The organism is Spirosoma sp. KCTC 42546 (assembly GCF_006965485.1).
Classification (GTDB): Bacteria; Bacteroidota; Bacteroidia; order Cytophagales; family Spirosomataceae; genus Spirosoma.
The window spans coordinates 7,343,476-7,361,809 of sequence record NZ_CP041360.1 but is presented as its reverse complement, the minus strand read 5'-3'; the positions used below and the strand labels follow the sequence as shown (position 1 = coordinate 7,361,809).

Below are 18,334 nucleotides of genomic sequence, written 5' to 3'. Positions count from 1 at the left end.
TTTAGACCTTTTTAATGAATTTGATAAAAGCTTGATCAATAGCTGTTCTAGCATGTTTCGGTAACCAATACCAGCTAGATAAGGGATTAATTTCTAATAATCTCAAATTATTATTTTTTGAGTGGAAGAAATCAATGGCGAACATTTTTAAATTTGTGAGTTCATGAACTTTTTTGATTATAGTAAGATGGATATGCGTTATATGATCTATTGTGGGAGTTAATAGCAAATCATTATTATAATGAATATCTACTATATCCTTTGGCAAGCCCTCCCTCGAGAATCTTAATAAAACAGATTCATCGCCAAAAACGTAACAACGATATTCAAATGCTTCATTAATGAATTCTTGGTTTATATATGGCAACGAGACTCCTTGATTCAAATCAGTTTTAACAGCTTTATTGGCTTTGAGTGACAGACTAACATTTACTTTATTAATTTGTCTACTCTCGCTTATATGTTTGATAACAGAATGAAGTTTGGAATCTGCATAACTCGATTGCAGAGTTGATGAGAGCTTATATTCAGGTAGAAATTTAGCAATACTCTCTAATTGATATAGTTTGTTACTCCATTTTCTACCATTGTCTGGAGAGTTAATAATATTCGCAGATGAGCTAAATGAAGACTCTAAAAAATATACAAGCGCTGCCAATTGCCTCTTGGCAAATCTGTAGCTACTATCATTTTTTATAGGGTCAAAATAAATAGATTCAAAATTATAAGGATAATATATAATTTTTGATTTTAGAATTTTATCTATATCAAATTTGCTTGACTTAATTCTTGTACCAACTGCTAAAAATTCTATTGATATACTTAAACAAAATTCAAGTATATCAATAGCGATAATATTATTATGTTTTAGTATATCTTCAAAATTCTTTTTACTATATTTATCGTAAAAAATAACGGTTATCCTATCATCAGAACAACCGTTATTTTTTAGCTCAGTCTCCATACTTGTTACACTTTAAATTCCTCTTTTTCGAAAACCGGATTAGACTAAACATGACGACCTCCTTTCTTTTAAGTTCACGCAGGTAAACGGCCGTTTACCTGCGTGAACTTAAAAGAAATTATTGTAAAATGCAATACAAACGCTAATATTTATGTGAAAACCTGTGTTGTTGTGTAAATTGTTGAAAAAATATGACTTTTCTAATTTTGAAATGTTTGCAACATTTTCTTGGATTTCCGCATATAATACGAATACTTAACACCTTATTTAAAATAGGGATTCATATCTCCCCTATTTGTTAAAACAGGAACTTGATAATATGCCTGTTTTATGAAAGTTGTCGGCGGATTACCTCCGAGAAAAGCAAAAATATTATCAGCTGATCCTCGCCTAACTTCATCCGGTGTAACAAGTGGTCTCTGATTGGCATTTGCATCCTGCACTCCAAACCAACTTCGTGATGTGACAACATGGGAGGTTTGGCCAATAGCTGCACTCACATAGTTTGCTGTAAAATTATCGTTGATGGTGAAAAACTGCCGGATGGCCGTATTGGCTGTAAACGTCTCCCAGTTCTCGCCGTACAATCCTTGCAACTGAATAAGTGATTGCAGAATAGGCCACACTGTGATCTCAAACCCTGCATAGGTACTCAAAGCCGTTTCAATTTCAGGTAAATAACCCAACGCTGCAAACTCGTCTAACAAAAATGTGACGCGCTTATTCGGATTTCTAACAACAGCACGTAATGTTGTCGTTGCCATCAGTCGAAGCCACCTCGCATGGCTTTGCAGTTTGTCGGCAGGAATAATGATATAGAGGGCGGTATCGCCATCCGATAAGGTGGCTGGATCATAACCTGAACGTAAGGCTTTTTGTAAAGATGGGCTTTTCAGAAAATCAGTTGCCTGTAAAACAGACGAGAGAATACTCCCAAACGTTTCTTCTCCGGCTTCCATCAGTTTGACGATCTCATTGCCGGCATTGCGGATGATTTCGCCATTGGCGGGATCGTTATTAAGCCGCATACGGGCAACCAATTCATCCCAATCATCACCAGCAAGCCGTGACCAACGCCAGAGTGTTGTCAGTGTCCGGTCATCACCTTCCTGTGTTGTGGCAATTTGCATGATGAGGCCCGTGACGACGGAACGTGCGGTATCGGTAAAGAAGCGGTTCTTGTCGTCACGCTCAACGGGAACGAGCATTTCCGCGATCATGTGCGCGTCATCGACTAAATGAATACTGTTAGTATCGGCTAATATATCGAGCGGGTTGTAAGATTCCGCTTCGCCAATATGCTCTTCGAGCAATCCCCACGGATTAAGAACAACAACCTGTTTGCCACTTTCGCGCTGATACCGCGCTGTAATAGCCGCATTCTCGCCTTTGGGGTCGATGACGACCCAGGAACCTGTATAGCCACCTAGACCAAGTAGATTCGGGATGATCAAATTGGTGCCTTTGCCACCCCGTGTACCGGCGACCGTTAGAATGTGGCCCTTGTCCTTGAATACAAATCCACCACCGATGTAAATGCCTGGGCCTTGCCGGTACGGATTCAGTTCATCGGGTCTGGCAAACCGCGCCGTACCAAATCGGTTTCCTTCGATTAGTTCGTTGTTAATACCAATCTGCCAACGTCGGAAAATGAAAAATACGACGAGTGAAAAGAACAGATTGAAGCTCATGAAAATAAGAAACGCATAGCCCTGCATCCCCATCAGTGATGCGACGAACCACAGAACGAACAGAAGCCCAATCAGGACGAACCAGCCCAATATCGCCCAGGCAACCATCGCAAACTTAACGATGGGCCGCAGGGGATAGAGCAGGGGATATTCCGCCAACGGTTTCATAAAGCGCAGGTAGGCTTGCGTATAGCCGAATAAGGCTCCTGCCAACGTGATAGGGGTTAGGAAGAGACCGACCAGAAACAGAATTATTCTGTTTTGTAGCGAAGGATTGGGGGTGATATTGAAAAGCTGATTGATTTCATCTGAGGTCACACCAAACCCGTTCGCGGCTGGTTTTGGTGTGCCTACCATTTGGGGTTCGGCGGGATTCATCAACGAGTAGGTCAAGGAGGGTGGAAACGTTGCCCAAAAACGGAAAAAGAATAACTTCCCGCAACGGGATTTTTCCCGTATTTGAAAGGGGTGTTTTCTGCAATAAAAAAGATATTGCCCTGAAAAAAGAAAAAGCAGTTTGCCCTGAAACCCAGTGGTTTCCTTATCTTCGTGGGTAGATGTTGCAAGACGTGGTTTGTAGCTACAAAAACTCCGTAATTGTAGCTCCTAAACCGTTCTTGTAAGGGCGGGGATGCTCCCTCCCTTAACCCTCCCTGTAAACGCTAAAGCGTATGGCACGACCGCATAAAGAGAGCGAGGACAAACGCGACCTGACGATTCGCGTTCGTGTGACAGCTACAGAGAAACGCCGTATCTGGCAGATGGCGCTAGAGGCTGGCTATACGCCCAGCGACTTTATGCGTTTGCGTTCGATGGCGGCAACTCAACCGTTGCGTCGTGTGCCAACACCTGAGCGCGAGGTGTTGTTAAACCTGATGGCCGAACTCGGTAAGATCGGCAGCAATGTCAATCAGATTGCCCGTGCGCTGAATAGCCGCGACGAGACAGGGCAATTGGCCGGTATCGAACCGGATGCCATCAATCAGGCCATGCACAATGTGGAGGCGTTGACAGCCCATTTCCTCAATCTCTTGAGCAATGGTCATTAGGGGCAACATACGGGGCAATGGCGAACAGTTAGCGCATTATCTGCTGTCTGGCGAAGCCAATGAAAACGTCCAGATAATTGAGGTGGATGGACGTTTGAACGCCACGGATAAATACCTTCATCAGACAATGCAAGGCATGTCCTTAACTGCCGAGCTAACCAAAAGCCAGAAAGGTCTGTATCACGCCCAGATCAACCCGGCTTATAGTGAAGACCGGAAGATGACCCATAAAGACTGGCTGAGGGCGGCTGATATTTTAGGGCATGAATTGGGCTTAAGCGATCAACGCCGTGTCGTTGTCCTGCATACGAAGAAAAACAGAACTCATGCCCACGTCGTCTTTGAACGCTACGATCATCAGACGGGTAAAGTGGTTGACAATAAGTTTAGCCGACTAGCTCAGGATCGCGCCCGTAAAGAAATGGAGCGTGTCTTTGAACATCAGCCAACCCCACACCGCAACAAGCACCGTCCAGAACTCAAAGAAACGCTGACAACTCTGTGGAGCCAGACCGAAACCGGCAAAGACTTTGTACGTGCCGTTCATGATAGTGGCTATCTGTTAGCCGAAGGAGTACCACGCCATCCGTTTATGGTGGTTGATGAGAATGGCCGGTCATTTGATTTGGTGCGTCAGCTAAAAGGTATACGCATTAAAGACGTTCGCCAACGGATGCGGAATGAAAAACTTATTCCTGAGAAAGAAGCTATCGAACTGATGCGGCAAAAGCAGGAAGGCAGCAGCGATTCCAGTAAGGCCGAACAACAGAGGGATACTGATAGAGAAACAGCGGTTCACACTGCGTCAGCGTTTTGGGATAATAAGCAGGAAGCGACATTAGAGACCGCAGAGGCACAGAGTCGGAAGCAAATGAAAGATCTGGCTGAGAACTTTATAGAGTCTGGCAAAGCTCTGACGAAGAAGGATGAAGAAAGTAACGGCCTTGAAAAGAAAAAAATACGAGCAGGGGAGTATTTCCTAAATGCCGATGAATTGACAGGCAAAACAGAAGAGATTGCAGCCAATGAAAATACCCCGCAATTAGTTGATGATTATAGAGTAGCTAACCTCACGGTTACACACGAGCCACAGAGAATAGAGACGAGCCAACAAAAGATAGCAGAGCAATTTGCATCCAACCAGGAGGACACAAGCCAACTAAGCATGAAGCCGGATGACAAACGGCATCAGGAAACCCTTAAAGCCTTTGTACAGTCGAGTGAGGAATTGGTTGAGCTGGATGAACTTACAGAAGCAGCAGTGCAGCGGCAGCAGACAACCGCACGACAGTTTTTTGAAAATGAAGAATTAATCACACCTCCACTTGCTGACGACGAAAACGAGATTAAACGACTGATGCAAGAGCAGAAGGCTATTCGTGAACGCAGCCGTCAGAAGAATAAAAAACGAACGCATTGAGAATAGGGATAAGAAAATTCGATTATGCTGGTAATGATTGAACCCAATAGTGCATGTATTGCACGTTACCAGCTTTGAGCCGCCCCAAATTTCTTGTGCAAATCTTGTGCAAATAAAAAAGCACTTACAAGTTTTATCTCGTAAGTGCTTGATTGTCAGGCTCCCGAAGCTGGGCTCGAACCAGCGACCCTCTGATTAACAGTCAGATGCTCTAACCGACTGAGCTATTCGGGAATCGTGGTGCAAAAGTAGTGCGTAACCCGATACTACGCAAGTAATAAGTCCTAAAAAATATCGCTGACCAGTACAAATTTTTGATAACCTGATGGCAATCAGCGGTAAGGCGCGTGTAAATTTTACCGAAATTGATCGGGGCGATGGCTGGGCACATTCTCCAGAATCAGTTCTTTGATCCGTCGGGCGTCACCTTTGGAGAAATTCGTGATCACGATCTCAGGCCGAGCGCGCGGAATGACCCGTACCGTTGCAAAGAATAAGCCATTGTCGATCTCAACACCCGATATGTCGGAGTAGAACACAAAGTTATCCGTACCGCCAATCAATTTGCGGGCACGAAACGTAACCCCCTTGTCGTTGAATACAACCTCATCGGGAGTGAGGGGGTCTTTAAAGCTGCTGGATCGGAATTTTTCGTTTGGCATAGTGTCTGAACCGGGATTTAGCCGATTTTAGGATTGAACAGATTTTGTTAGTCGCTTCAATAAGGCTTAAACCCCTGATAAGCAAAAAAATCCTGAAAATCCTCGAATCTGTTAAATCCCGGTCATTTTTTAGGTATATAAATTAGTTTCTTGGTTTCGAAAAAAGGCTCCTCAAAATAGTCCGACAGATCATAAACCCGGTAACGATCCGTTACTTCGGCCAATTCCTCGGTGAGATCTCCTCCCTTGAGGTACAAAACACCATTCGGTCGGTCGTTGTTGCCCGCTTTATGAATTTTATACCGTACCCAGCCTAAAAAAGGCTTCAGACGTGTAACGGCCCGGCTTATCACAAAATCATAGGTCGTATTCAGTTGCTCTACGCGAATCTGCTCCGCCTTTACGTTCTTGAGGCCCAGCGCATCCGCTACTTCCTGTACCACTTTTATCTTCTTACCGATGCTATCGACCAAATGAAAATCGACCATCGGAAACAGGATCGCTAACGGAATTCCTGGAAAGCCCCCCCCTGTGCCAACATCCAGAATTTCGGTGCCGGGTTTGAACTGCACAACTTTGGCGATACTCAGCGAGTGCAGAACGTGCTTTTCGTACAGCGCATCGATGTCCTGCCGCGAAATTACATTGATTTTCGCATTCCAGTCGCGATATAGCCCATCTAAAGCGGCAAAGCGTTCTTTTTGCTCGGCCGTTAACGTTGGGAAGTAGTTTAGAATCAGATCCATGTTCATTGAATGAAATGAGGAATAAATAATGGATAATGTACAATGCATATCGTATAATGTGGGCGCCTACATTATTCATTGTACATTATGAATTCTACATTCTACATTAAGTTTATCGCCAGTAAAGTCGTTTTTTACGGCGTGTGAAAAGGGTTTTTAGACCAGCCAGACCATAATAGACGGCAAGTACCAGATCCATAAACGGAATGAGCGCCCAATGGATCGTATGGGCAAGCCGGTAACTGATCCGCCCGACGATTCCCCAAAATGCGAATTCCCGAGCCAGAAAAAGGCTCGTTCCAATCAACAAAAGTAGCCATTCATTGGCGGTAAATGAATACTGGCGTAGCTCGTAGACGAGAACAAGCAAGCCAACCAGCAATGCCAGCATCCAGGTTAACACGTGCGACCCCGTGAGCAGGCCGAGCCGAAACTTGTTTCCGGGCTTATAATATTTCCCTACGTTCAGGTGCCGTTTTTTTTGTTGTCGCCAGTCGGCCCAGGTTTCTTTGGGTTTCGACCACATAAATGTATCCGGGTCAAGACACACCGCTGTGTTCTGTTTTGTCGCGACCTCATTAATAAACAGATCGTCGTCGCCACCTGTCACGTTCATATGGGTATAAAAGCCTTTGTTGGCAAAGAACAGGCTGGTTCGGTAAGCCAGATTCCTACCGACACCCATATACGGTCGGCCCGCTAAAGCCAGCGAAAAATAGTGTACAGCCGTAAACAACGTTTCGGAGCGAATGAGCAAGTTGAGAAAACCCGGCCGATGTTCGTAAGGTGAGAAACCGAGTGAAATCCCTTTTTGGTCGTTGACTAGCGGAGCTACCATGCCCCTCAGCCAGTTGTCGGATGCGGGGCGGCAGTCGGCATCGGTGAGCAACACAATCGGATACGCTGCCTTTTTCAGGGCAATAGTCAGGGCATATTTTTTAGGCGTAACGTGCTCATGCTCTTTATCAATGCGGATAAACCGGACGTTTGGGAGGTGTACAATGTCGTTTTCCAAAAATAGACTGGTGCCATCGGTTGACCGATCGTCCATGACTAAAACCTCAAAAAGGGGATAATTCTGAGCGCTTAGTAAGGGCAACAGTTCCGTTAGATTGTCCAGTTCGTTGCGGGCACAAACGACAATAGAGATCCCTGATTCGGAGGTGATACGAGATGTTGCCGGTACGTCTACACCGGTTTGCTCAGGTTGTCGGTAGAAAGCCGTTTGGGAATAAACAAAGAGGATGTAAATGAGCTGAATACTGACCACAAGTAGCCAGGTTATCAGTAATGCTATAATCACCAGGAGGAAAAGTTTACTCGCTACTGCGTTGGTTTTGAACGAAGTTGCAAAGATAAAGAAAAAGGGGAGAAGGGAGGAGAGGGAGGAAAGGGACAAAGGAAAAACAAAGAAAGCTTTCACTACCTATTCTCCCTTTTTCCCTCTCCTCCTTCCTCCCTCTCCTCCCTTTTCCTCCTTCCTCCGTATCTTTGCCCCATGACATTTTCGATTACTGCCCATGATCCACAGTCGAAGGCCCGAACGGGAACGCTGACAACTGATCATGGACCCATTCAAACCCCCATTTTTATGCCCGTCGGTACGGCAGGAACGGTCAAAGCCGTTCATCAGCGCGAGCTCGAAGCCGATATTAATGCGGACATTATTTTAGGTAACACCTATCACCTGTATCTGCGGCCTGGCCTTGAGGTGCTGAGCCAGGCGGGAGGGCTTCATGGTTTCAATGGCTGGAAACGACCTATTCTGACGGATTCCGGCGGGTACCAGGTCTATTCGCTGTCGAACACACGCAAGATTAAAGAAGAAGGGGTAACCTTTAAATCGCACATCGACGGGTCGAAACATACTTTTACGCCCGAAGTGGTCATGGATATTCAGCGCGTCATTGGGGCCGATATTATGATGGCCTTCGATGAGTGTACGCCCTATCCCTGTGAGTACGGGTACGCCCGTCAGTCGATGGAAATGACGCACCGATGGCTTGATCGATGCATTGGCCGCTTCGATGCTACAGAAGGGCACTACGGTTATCGACAAACGTTGTTTCCTATTGTCCAGGGAAGCACCTATAAGGACCTTCGCCGTCAGTCGGCGGAGACAATTGCGAGTAAAGAGCGTGAAGGCAACGCCATTGGTGGGCTGGCGGTAGGCGAGCCTGCCGAGGAAATGTATACTACAATTGAACTGGTGAATAGTATTCTGCCTGCCGATAAGCCACGTTACTTAATGGGGGTTGGAACGCCCGCTAATATTCTGGAAGCCATTGCCCTGGGTGTGGATATGTTCGACTGTGTCATGCCAACACGCAATGCCCGACATGGATTGTTATTTACAACGGAAGGGATTATCAACATCAAAAACGAAAAATGGAGCCGGGACTTTAGCCCCATCGACGCGGGACTGGGCGGTTATGCCAGCACATTTTACTCAAAAGCCTATCTTCGTCACCTGGTCAAATCGGAAGAATTACTGGGTGGGCAGATTGCCAGCCTCCATAATCTGACGTTTTATCTGTGGCTTGTCAGGCAGGCGCGCGCGCATATTGAAGCCGGGGATTTTGTTTCGTGGAAAAATGAAATGGTTGTTCGGCTTATGCAACGATTATAATGTGAACAGCTTGTTGAAAAAATTCAGATACTACTAGCCGTTAAATTACTGTTTTTAAACTTTCTGAAAACCAGTAGTTTAAATCTAATTTGACTAGTAATAGCCCTATTTTTTTGGATTGGAAAGACCTCATTTGTACTAGTAAAAGTCTCCTAAAATTAATTTTAGGAGACTTTTTTGTTTTTTGTCGTCATATCATCACTTGTCGTCACTAAATGAGTATTAGCTACAAAGTATTTATGTGTTGATATGGCAACGCCGACCGAATTTAGCCCGACTCTATCCGCCAATCGCTGGCTATTTTTGCCAACGGATAGGGTGTTACGGTCGATTTGGCAAGCTCGGTTTCGGCTCGTAATGGTAACCGCATCCTTTGGTTTATTAGGCATTGTGGTGGCGTTGTTACTACAACCGGAATTTCGCTCAGAGGCACGTATTATACCTGAAATGAACACGGGAGCGAGCGATTTATTTAAGCGGTTGTCATCTATGGCTGGTTTTGTGGATGTTGATTTCTCCGATACAGAAGGTATTGATGCCGTTCGCCCAGACTTATACCCGAGTGTACTACAGAGCACACCATTTATTCTTTATCTACTTGATCAGCCAATTGTTACGAATAAAGGACAAGCGAAAACGATTGGCCAGTTTCTGTTGGCTGTTAATGCGGGTTGGTCATGGAAACAGCTGGTTTCGATTGGTCAACCGGACGATGATAAACGGACTACTGTTCGTACGCCTAAAGGGGCGATTCGTTTATCGATGCAGCAGCAGGAACTGGCTGAGGAAATTGGTGAGCGGGTTGCTGCCAAACTCGATACGCGGTCGGGTGTCATTACGGTCACCGCTCAAATGCCAGATGCGCAGGTAGCGGCTACAGCAGCTCAATTGGCTTTAGATTATCTGACAACGTATGTAACAAACTACCGGACGGAAAAAGCCCGTCAGGATTTATCCTTTTATCATCGGCAACTGACTGAAGCGAATCAACGCTATCAGGAGGCACAGAGGGCTCTATTTCAGTATAACGACAATCATAAGTCCATTATCAGGCAGTCGGCTACCATAGACCGGCAGCGTATGGAAGCTGAACTGACGACTGCCCAAACCGTTTATACAGAACTGTCCCGCCAGTTTGAGCAGGCTAAACTGAAAGTTCAGGAACGAACCCCCATCTTTAAAGTACTCGAACCACCCAACGTACCTCTAAAACGATCATCACCGAAACGAATGCTCATTGTGCTGTTTTTTACGCTAACAGGATTGATTACTAGCGTTCTGACTATACTAGCCCGGCAAGCCGATGTTGCCGGACGATTGAAGGAAATTGTAGCAGAAGAAACGTAATTCCGTAAACGTTGCTTCAACAGAAGCAAACTAGTGATTGTCAAAATAATGCAATCTGTGGTGTATTGAAAAATGCCTGAGAACCCCTACATCAACAGCATCAAAATCTGGCTAACTCACAACCTTAACTAAACGCAACCGTTGGTAAACGCGCTTCGACATAAAGAAAAGACAATTGCTGTTGTTGGCCTGGGGTATATCGGTCTGCCTATTGCCCTTGCTTTTGCCCGGCAATTTCGGGTTGTTGGTTTTGATACCAATCCTGATCGTGTGGCCATGCTACAGCAGTCTGAAGATCCATCCCGGGAACTTTCGGCCGATGCGTTCATGGATACGGATATTGTTTTCACCGCTGATCCCAATGAGTTGAAACGGGCCCATTTTTTCGTTGTGGCGGTTCCTACGCCGGTGGACGATTATAAAGTGCCCGATCTAAAAGCACTGCAGCAGGCCTCAGCAGCCATTGGGACTGCCCTGAAACCGGGCGATTATGTCGTCTATGAATCCACTGTTTACCCGGGTTGTACCGAAGGAGACTGCCTGCCCATACTGGAAGCCTGCTCTGGACTGACACTAGGAAGTGGGTTTAAGCTTGGCTATTCGCCCGAACGGATTAACCCGGGCGACAAAGCCCGAACGCTGCCCGATATTCTTAAAGTTGTATCTGGTAGTGATGAGGAAGCTGCCCATACAATTGCTGAGCTATACGGGAGTATCATTCGGGCGGGTATCTATATCGCACCAAGTATTCAGGTTGCTGAAGCGGCTAAAGTGATTGAGAACGTTCAGCGAGATATTAATATCTCGCTGATGAATGAACTGGCTATCATCTTCGATAAGATGGGCATCGACACGCAGGAGGTTCTTAAGGCAGCCGCAACCAAGTGGAATTTTATGCCATTTACGCCCGGATTGGTAGGAGGCCATTGTATCGGGGTTGATCCCTATTACCTGCTTCATAAATCCCGACAGCTGGGCTACGAGCCGCAGGTCATTAACTCCGGCCGACGTGTGAACGATAGTATGCCTGCTTATATCGCTACGAAACTGGTGCAGATGCTGCTCCAGCGTTCTAAAAATCCAGGCGAAACCAGTGTTCTGGTTATGGGTATGACATTCAAGGAGAATATTTCCGATATCCGAAATTCAAAGGTAGCCGATTTGGTGCGGGAACTGATGGGGTATGCCATCAATGTACATTGTGTAGACCCCTATGCATCGCCAAATGAAGTAGCACGTGAATACGGGCTGAGCTTGCTGGACAAACCTGCGGGCCTATACGACGCAGTAATTGTTGCTGTTGGGCATGATGCTTACAAAGGACTGGATATACCCTATTTCACGTCTCTAATGAATCGTAAACCTATTCTACTGGATTTGAAAGGAATATACCGGCCTAGTAAAGATGACGAAATAGACTATTGGCAACTTTGAGCAGGTAAACGGGAAATAGTATGAAAGTCGTCGTTGTTGGTAGCCGGCTAATTGATTCGTTGGAGCGACACCTGTGCGATTCGTTCCGGGCGTTAGGCCATACTGCTTTACTCGTCGACGTAGCGGATGGATTACCTGTTTCATCCAAAATTAATTACTGGATATCTCGTTTCGTCGATCTTTACGATCGGGCCATAAGCCGAAGCATAGCGGACCAAATCACGAAACTTCGCCCTGATCTGGTCGTGGTTGTATACCGGTATCTGCATCCGATACTGGTCGAGCGATTGAAAAAGCAGCTACCTGGTGTACTCGTAGTACAAATGAATCCCGACCCTCTCTCGAATCTTGAAAAACAGCAGATCATAGCCACTGATTTTGACTACTACTTTTCCAAAGAACCCTATATCGCTCATACGCTACGGGACAAAGCCGGTTTGAATGCACATTATTTACCGGAAGGGTTTAATCAACGCATTTATCAAAAGCCACCTGTCGAAAAAGCTGTTGCTGAATGGCTCACGGATATTGATGTGTTAGTAGTTGGCAGTCTGTATGCGTATCGTGCCCGTATGATTGAGCAACTTATGCGGGCAGGCATCCGGGTAACTGTCTATGGCACTCAAGGTCCGTATGTACGTTCGGGCGTACGCACCGCAGTTCGACCTAACTATCTGATTGAATCCGAGAAGAATCGATTACTGTATGGAGCCAAAATCGTTTTCAATAATTTTCATTACGCCCAGGTAAGCTCGGTTAATCAGAACTATTTTGAAATTAACGGTATTGGGGCGTTTCAACTCTGTGATTATAAGGCAACAATAGATGAGTATACCAGCGTCGCAGCCGAGCAAATTACCTATCGGACTATTGATGAGGCCATTGATAAAATCCGGTATTATCTGGCTCACCCTGCCAAACGGCATGCAATTGCAGCGCAACAATACGCTCATTTTCAGCAATACCATACGTTCGATCAGCGCGTTACGCAACTCTTGCAAACGATAGGGTTGACTCCATTGCTGGATACGGAACAGCTTAAACTTGATGACTGGTGGGACGATTAATTGCGGGTTGTGTGGCTTTCCTATTTTCCTTTTGGTTGACATCTAGCTCATTTTATGAGGCCATAGCTGTATCGTTTTCGCTGTATACATTCCTAACGTTCATTGAGCAAATTGGACAGCGGATTGCGATTCCAGCGTGTATTTGTTTCATTGCGGCCCTCGAGATTTTAGCCGTACCAGCCTTCACCTACTGGGTATTGCCAGCGTCGATGCCTATTGAATCGACTGCCTACTTTGCGTATGCACTACCGGCCTATGTGGCATTCTATACAGGTCTGTCGGGCTTTTCGACCCAGACTAAAGCCTATACACATCAGCACTATCTTCAGTCCGCAGGCAAGTACCTGAACGATCGAAGAAGCGCTGGTATTGTCTTGTTTACCATTGGTTTATCGGGTTTTCTCGCGAAAACGTTTATTCCGGTTGTACCCGCTTTTATGGGTACGTTGCCCATGTACTGTCTGCTGATAAGCGCACTATATGCATACTGTTCGGGAAGCCCCTACCGTGTTCTTTTGATTGGGTTCACTCTACTGGCACTTCTGATAAATACAGTTCGGACAGGCATGTTTAGTGATCTGTTTTTCTGGCTTTTATTCTTATTGATGTTTGGCGCAGTTCATTCCACTAAACTGGGAACGATCCAGGTAAAAACCATCCTTATGGGTTGCGGCTTTGCCTTTCTGCTACTGATTCAGTCCATCAAAGCCGAGTACCGCTATAACACCTGGGGAAGTCAGCGTAACGAACGAATGGCCAACGTTAGTCTAATGGTTGAGTTACTAGTTGATCGCTTTACATATCCTGAAAAACTGCTGAATACGAGACATTTTTTCGCTTCGTTCGGCCGCTTCAATCAAGGTATTATGATTGGGAGTGCGATGGCTAAAGTGCCTTTACACGAATCGTATGCCAGGGGCGAGGTCCTGTTGGCCTTGATTTATCCGCTGATCCCCCGCCTGCTCTGGTCGGGCAAACCCCAAACGGGTGGCTACGAAAATATCCGACGTTTCACAACCCTGCCACAGTTTGAGAATACGAGCATTAATCTATCGCCAGTGGGTGAAGGGTACGTGAATTTTGGCTACGGGGGAATTCTTTTCGCGGGTTTGTATGGCTTGTTGTTACGGGCTTGTTTTCAGTATGTGTTTAATCTGGCCAATAGAATTCCGTCGATTATTCTCTGGTTGCCAATGCTGTATATCGGATGTCTGACTATGGAAACCGACCTGCTATCGACCTGGGGAAGTTTAGTTAATAGTGCCCTATTTATTGCGTTTTTGTTTTGGTCGCTGAAACGCACAGGCATTGAGCTGTAGCCTATGATTATTACCTATCTATTCCGAAGTCCCGGCACTGGCTACAGCATTGAAGAGCTATTTACGGCTATTCAATGTGAAATTGATCGACAACCGGCCATGCTGACAACCCGCATGCAACTGCCCTACATCAGTAGCGGCTGGCGGAGTGTCTGGCGGAATTTTCGTTTTCTGCGGGCCATTTCGGGTACTATTTTTCATGTTACAGGCGATGTTCATTATGCAGTACTGGCCTTGCCTGCAGCCCGCACAGTACTAACAATTCATGACTGTAGTGCGCTGGAGAATAATCGGAGTCGTCCACTTCGATACGCCTTTTTCTGGCTGATCTGGTACTATCTGCCTATTCGCCGAGCGGCCGTTGTCACAGTCGTTTCGGAAAAAACACAACAGGAATTGGCAGGGCATATAGGTCGGATGGCCCGGAAGGCAGTTGTTATCACCAATGGATACGACCCCGCCTTTATGTATCGGCCTACTACGGCTAACAAGGACTGCCCGGTAGTACTACAGCTAGGCACGGCACCGAACAAGAATCTGTTACGACTGATTGCCGCTATTGAAGGGCTTCGTTGTACGCTTATCCTTGTTGGCCGCTTGTCTGACGAACTTATTCGTGAGCTGAAAAAAAGCCAGATTGAGTATCGGAACTATGTCGACCTGAGCCGGGCGAAGGTGCTTCAATTGTATGAGGAGTGTGATATCGTCACTTTCGTGTCGACCTATGAAGGATTCGGTATGCCCATTCTTGAAGCCAATGCCGTTGGGCGCGTGGTTATTACGGCAGACAGGGAGCCCATGCGTACAGTTGCTTCCGATGCCGCCCATTTTGTTGATCCCGAAGACGTACTGGCTATTCGTCAGGGAATTCTACGATTGGTTGAGGACGACGCCTACTGTCAATTACTACGGGAAGCTGGCAGAAAGAACGCCCAACGTTACACGCTATCTGTAGCGGCTGCTCAATACGCGGCTATTTATCAGAAACTTGCCGAAATTGACGTTACGTCTGATAAGGTCTTATGAAGATTCTTCTATCGGCAGACTGTTTTTATCCCGCTCAGATGGGTGGGCCCAGTAACACGATTTACTGGCATGCCAAAGCGTTGAAACAGGCTGGATATGAGGTAACGGTCGTAGCTGATTCGCAGTACTTGCCAGCGTCCGTACCCCTCGGGCAATGGATAACATTGGATTGTGGGCAGGTGATGTATACCCGGAATCCATTTTTCTACCTGCCCCTCAACCATATACGACAGGGTTGGATGGCCATCCGAAAAGCGGATATCGTACATGTAAACAGCTTGTTTTACCCGGCCTCACTGGTTTGGGTACTTATGAGCCGATTGGTTGGAAAGCCTGTTGTCTGGTCGCCACACGGTGAGCTAAGCCCGGTAGCCCTACGGTTTCGTCCGCGCCTTAAGCGCGTATTCCTGACGATTAGTAAACGGCTTCGTTTAACCGTCCAGTTTCATGCTACCAGCGCCACGGAGGTAACCCATATTCAGCAGCATTTTGGAACAGATGCCCGAGTAAGTGAAATCCGGAGCATAATGGAACTACCTACCTTCCTGACCCCCAAACCGGTTGACCAATCGGCTCAACCTTATTTGCTGTTCATAGGCCGATTACACCCCATCAAGGCCATCGACCGCTTGATTTCCGCGTTGGGTTCATCGCGGCTATTTCGGGAAAGTCAGTATAGCTTAAAGATTGCCGGGCCTGAAACCGACAAAGCGTATACGCAAACACTTACGGAGTTAGTACAGACGTTGGGACTTTCAACGAAAGTGTCATTTATAGGTCAGGTACAGGGCCACCCGAAAGAATGCCTGTATGCCAATGCCTGGCTAACCATTCTGCCATCTCATTCGGAGAACTTTGGAAACGTGGTTATCGAATCACTGGCACAGGGTACGCCGGTTGTTGCGTCGATCCATACACCCTGGCAACTGCTCGAAAGAGAACGGACAGGTAGTTGGGTATCGAACGAACCTGATACGCTTCGGGAAGCCATTGAAACCTACCTGCGAATGCCACTTCATGAGTACACTGGCTATCGGGAGCGGGCAATCAGACTGGCTCAACAGCAGTTTTCGATAGCCACGACTACAGAAGAATGGAATCGATTGTATGGACAACTGATGCACGCACCTACTGCGGTTGATTTTCATAACACAATTGCCGCTGAGTTTAACCGTAAATATGAATCATCGAAGGCATTTCGGGAGCGGTTCCAGGTCTGGACAGGCTTATTTGACCGGTATGTAAACCCGCTATATCACGTTATTGACCTTGGTTGCGGGCCGGGCGTTTTTAGTGATTATCTGGCTCATAAAGGCTGTATCGTGACAGGAGTTGATGGCTCAGAAGCCATGATTGAACTCTGCCAGCAGAAAAAAACGCTGGCTAATGTGCAGTATATCTTACAGTCCCTACCGCTGACAAGCCTTGTAACCTATGCGCCACAGGATGTTGTTCTCCTGTCGAGCGTTCTCGAATATGTAGACGATATGAAAGAAATACTTGAACAAGCCTACAGCCTGCTGAAACCAAATGGACTCTTAATCGTCTCTATTCCAAATCGTACGAGTGTGTATAGGATAATAGAACGGCTGCTCTTCAGGCTACTGAAACGCCCGGGTTATTTTGCTTATATCCGCCATACCGCTACGAAAGCAGGCTTTAACCGACAACTAAACGAGCTGGGATTCGAGCCGCTCGAAACCGCCTATTTTTCAGGTCAGGATCCTATATCAAGGTTGATAAAACCAATAGCAGCGGAGCGATATGTTAATAATTTGCTTGTTGGGGTCTACCGGAAACGAACTGGTTAAACCAGACTCCACTGTAAAAACAATGGAATGAAAATTCTCAACATTGTCGGTGCCCGACCCAATTTTGTTAAGGTAGCTCCCTTACATCGGGCCTTTCGGAGGTATCCGCTAATTCAGTCGAAAATCATACACACGGGGCAGCATTATGATACCGTCATGAGCGACATTTTTTTTGACCAGCTCGACCTACCCCGGCCTGATTACTACCTGGGAATGTGTGCCGGCACAACTACCCGGCAGACAGCCGACATCCTGTGCAAATTCGAGAATGTGCTAACGATAGAGCAACCTGACTGGGTACTTGTGGTAGGCGATGTGACGAGTACGCTTGCCTGCGCGCTGGCAGCCGCACAAACTGGGATTCGGGTGGCTCATGTTGAAGCTGGATTGCGTTCGGGCGATAATCAGATGCCCGAAGAGCGCAACCGAATCCTGACGGACGCTTTGTCGGATCGTTTATTTGTGACTGAGCAGGCTGGGGTAGACAATCTAAAGCGCGAAGGGATAGATGCGGATAAAATTCACTTCGTTGGAAACGTGATGATTGACTCGTTGGTAGCGTATCGGACCAAAGCCAGCGAATTGAATACACTGGGCACGCTGGGGCTGTTACCTGAACAGTATATATTGATAACGATCCATCGCTCTGCTAACGTGGATAGTGAAGCCGGGTTGAAGAAGCTTCTACAACTGATTGATAATGTGGCAAGTCTTAAACTTGTACTGTTTGCAATACACCCACGGACCCTTACTAACCTGCGTAAATTTGGCCTGATTTCCCAACTTGAGGCTATTCCGAATGTTCGAGTACTGGAGCCTCAGGGTTATCTGGAATTTATAAACCTGATGGAGAACGCGGCTGTGGTTATTACCGATTCGGGTGGTATTCAGGAAGAAACGACCTATTTACAGGTTCCCTGTCTGACCTTCCGTCAATCCACTGAGCGACCCGTAACCGTTGAGCTGGGTACCAATCAACTCATCTCCGATTTAAATCCAGAAACAGTAACCCAACAAGTCCGCGAAATTCTGGCGGGACGCGTGAAAATCGGTTGGATACCCCCCTTGTGGGATGGGAAGGCGGCCGAGCGAATCGCCCAAATCTTTCTAAACACAGAGTAAATAGAGGAGTAACCGAGACCACAAAGAAAAACTCGCTGTACTCTGTA

General features: G+C 46.4%; 15 protein-coding genes and 1 tRNA gene. 10 read left to right on the top strand and 6 right to left on the bottom strand.

Features of this window, described 5'->3' with window-relative positions; translation table 11 throughout:
- Position 1: 1 nt before the first annotated feature.
- Both EXU85_RS30005 and EXU85_RS30000 read right to left on the bottom strand, forming a co-directional pair.
- A complete protein-coding gene (locus EXU85_RS30005; RefSeq protein ID WP_142775611.1) occupies positions 2-964 on the bottom strand; it encodes a hypothetical protein in 963 nt (320 codons plus the stop codon).
- A gap of 263 nt (positions 965-1,227) precedes the next feature.
- On the bottom strand, positions 1,228-3,033 hold the full coding sequence (locus tag EXU85_RS30000; RefSeq protein WP_142776881.1) for a type IV secretory system conjugative DNA transfer family protein: 1,806 nt from the start codon (positions 3,031-3,033) through the stop codon (positions 1,228-1,230).
- Positions 3,034-3,326: 293 nt separating this feature from the next.
- On the opposite strand from EXU85_RS30000, the gene mobC reads away from it, so the two are divergent.
- Both mobC and EXU85_RS29990 read left to right on the top strand, forming a co-directional pair.
- Complete coding sequence (gene mobC / locus EXU85_RS29995) at positions 3,327-3,704, top strand: plasmid mobilization relaxosome protein MobC (RefSeq protein WP_142775610.1); 378 nt, start codon at positions 3,327-3,329, stop codon at positions 3,702-3,704.
- The gene (locus EXU85_RS29990; RefSeq protein WP_142775609.1) at positions 3,694-5,124 is read left to right on the top strand and encodes a relaxase/mobilization nuclease domain-containing protein; all 1,431 of its coding nucleotides are present in this window, start codon (positions 3,694-3,696) and stop codon (positions 5,122-5,124) included. Before mobC ends, EXU85_RS29990 begins: the two co-directional genes overlap by 11 nt.
- A 160-nt stretch (positions 5,125-5,284) precedes the next feature.
- Here the strand turns inward: EXU85_RS29990 and EXU85_RS29985 are convergent.
- The 4 genes from EXU85_RS29985 to EXU85_RS29970 form a co-directional block, all read right to left on the bottom strand.
- Positions 5,285-5,358: transfer RNA gene (locus EXU85_RS29985), tRNA-Asn, on the bottom strand.
- A gap of 122 nt (positions 5,359-5,480) precedes the next feature.
- Entirely contained in the window at positions 5,481-5,786 is a 306-nt protein-coding gene (locus EXU85_RS29980; RefSeq protein ID WP_142775608.1) for a hypothetical protein, read from the bottom strand.
- A gap of 122 nt (positions 5,787-5,908) precedes the next feature.
- A complete protein-coding gene (rsmG, locus tag EXU85_RS29975; RefSeq protein ID WP_210422417.1) occupies positions 5,909-6,538 on the bottom strand; it encodes a 16S rRNA (guanine(527)-N(7))-methyltransferase RsmG in 630 nt (209 codons plus the stop codon).
- Positions 6,539-6,644: 106 nt separating this feature from the next.
- Complete coding sequence (locus tag EXU85_RS29970) at positions 6,645-7,838, bottom strand: glycosyltransferase (RefSeq protein WP_142776880.1); 1,194 nt, start codon at positions 7,836-7,838, stop codon at positions 6,645-6,647.
- 192 nt (positions 7,839-8,030) lie between these two features.
- On the opposite strand from EXU85_RS29970, the gene tgt reads away from it, so the two are divergent.
- The 8 genes from tgt (at position 8,031) to wecB (ending at position 18,287) form a co-directional block, all read left to right on the top strand.
- Complete coding sequence (tgt, locus tag EXU85_RS29965; protein ID WP_142775606.1) at positions 8,031-9,161, top strand: tRNA guanosine(34) transglycosylase Tgt; 1,131 nt, start codon at positions 8,031-8,033, stop codon at positions 9,159-9,161.
- A gap of 249 nt (positions 9,162-9,410) precedes the next feature.
- On the top strand, positions 9,411-10,508 hold the full coding sequence (locus tag EXU85_RS29960) for a GNVR domain-containing protein (protein WP_142775605.1): 1,098 nt from the start codon (positions 9,411-9,413) through the stop codon (positions 10,506-10,508).
- Between the two features lie 141 nt (positions 10,509-10,649).
- On the top strand, positions 10,650-11,942 hold the full coding sequence (locus EXU85_RS29955) for a nucleotide sugar dehydrogenase (RefSeq protein WP_142775604.1): 1,293 nt from the start codon (positions 10,650-10,652) through the stop codon (positions 11,940-11,942).
- A gap of 20 nt (positions 11,943-11,962) precedes the next feature.
- Entirely contained in the window at positions 11,963-13,009 is a 1,047-nt protein-coding gene (locus tag EXU85_RS29950; RefSeq protein WP_142775603.1) for a glycosyltransferase, read from the top strand.
- Positions 12,997-14,328 carry a hypothetical protein gene (locus tag EXU85_RS29945; protein WP_142775602.1) on the top strand — a complete coding sequence of 444 codons (1,332 nt, stop codon included), beginning with the start codon at positions 12,997-12,999 and terminating at the stop codon, positions 14,326-14,328. Before EXU85_RS29950 ends, EXU85_RS29945 begins: the two co-directional genes overlap by 13 nt.
- A gap of 3 nt (positions 14,329-14,331) precedes the next feature.
- Complete coding sequence (locus EXU85_RS29940) at positions 14,332-15,354, top strand: glycosyltransferase family 1 protein (RefSeq protein WP_142775601.1); 1,023 nt, start codon at positions 14,332-14,334, stop codon at positions 15,352-15,354.
- Positions 15,351-17,165 (top strand): glycosyltransferase, encoded by a 1,815-nt coding sequence (locus EXU85_RS35895; RefSeq protein WP_142775600.1) that lies wholly within the window; start codon positions 15,351-15,353, stop codon positions 17,163-17,165. Before EXU85_RS29940 ends, EXU85_RS35895 begins: the two co-directional genes overlap by 4 nt.
- A 27-nt stretch (positions 17,166-17,192) precedes the next feature.
- Positions 17,193-18,287 (top strand): non-hydrolyzing UDP-N-acetylglucosamine 2-epimerase, encoded by a 1,095-nt coding sequence (gene wecB / locus EXU85_RS29930; protein WP_142775599.1) that lies wholly within the window; start codon positions 17,193-17,195, stop codon positions 18,285-18,287.
- The last annotated feature ends 47 nt before the right edge of the window (positions 18,288-18,334 follow it).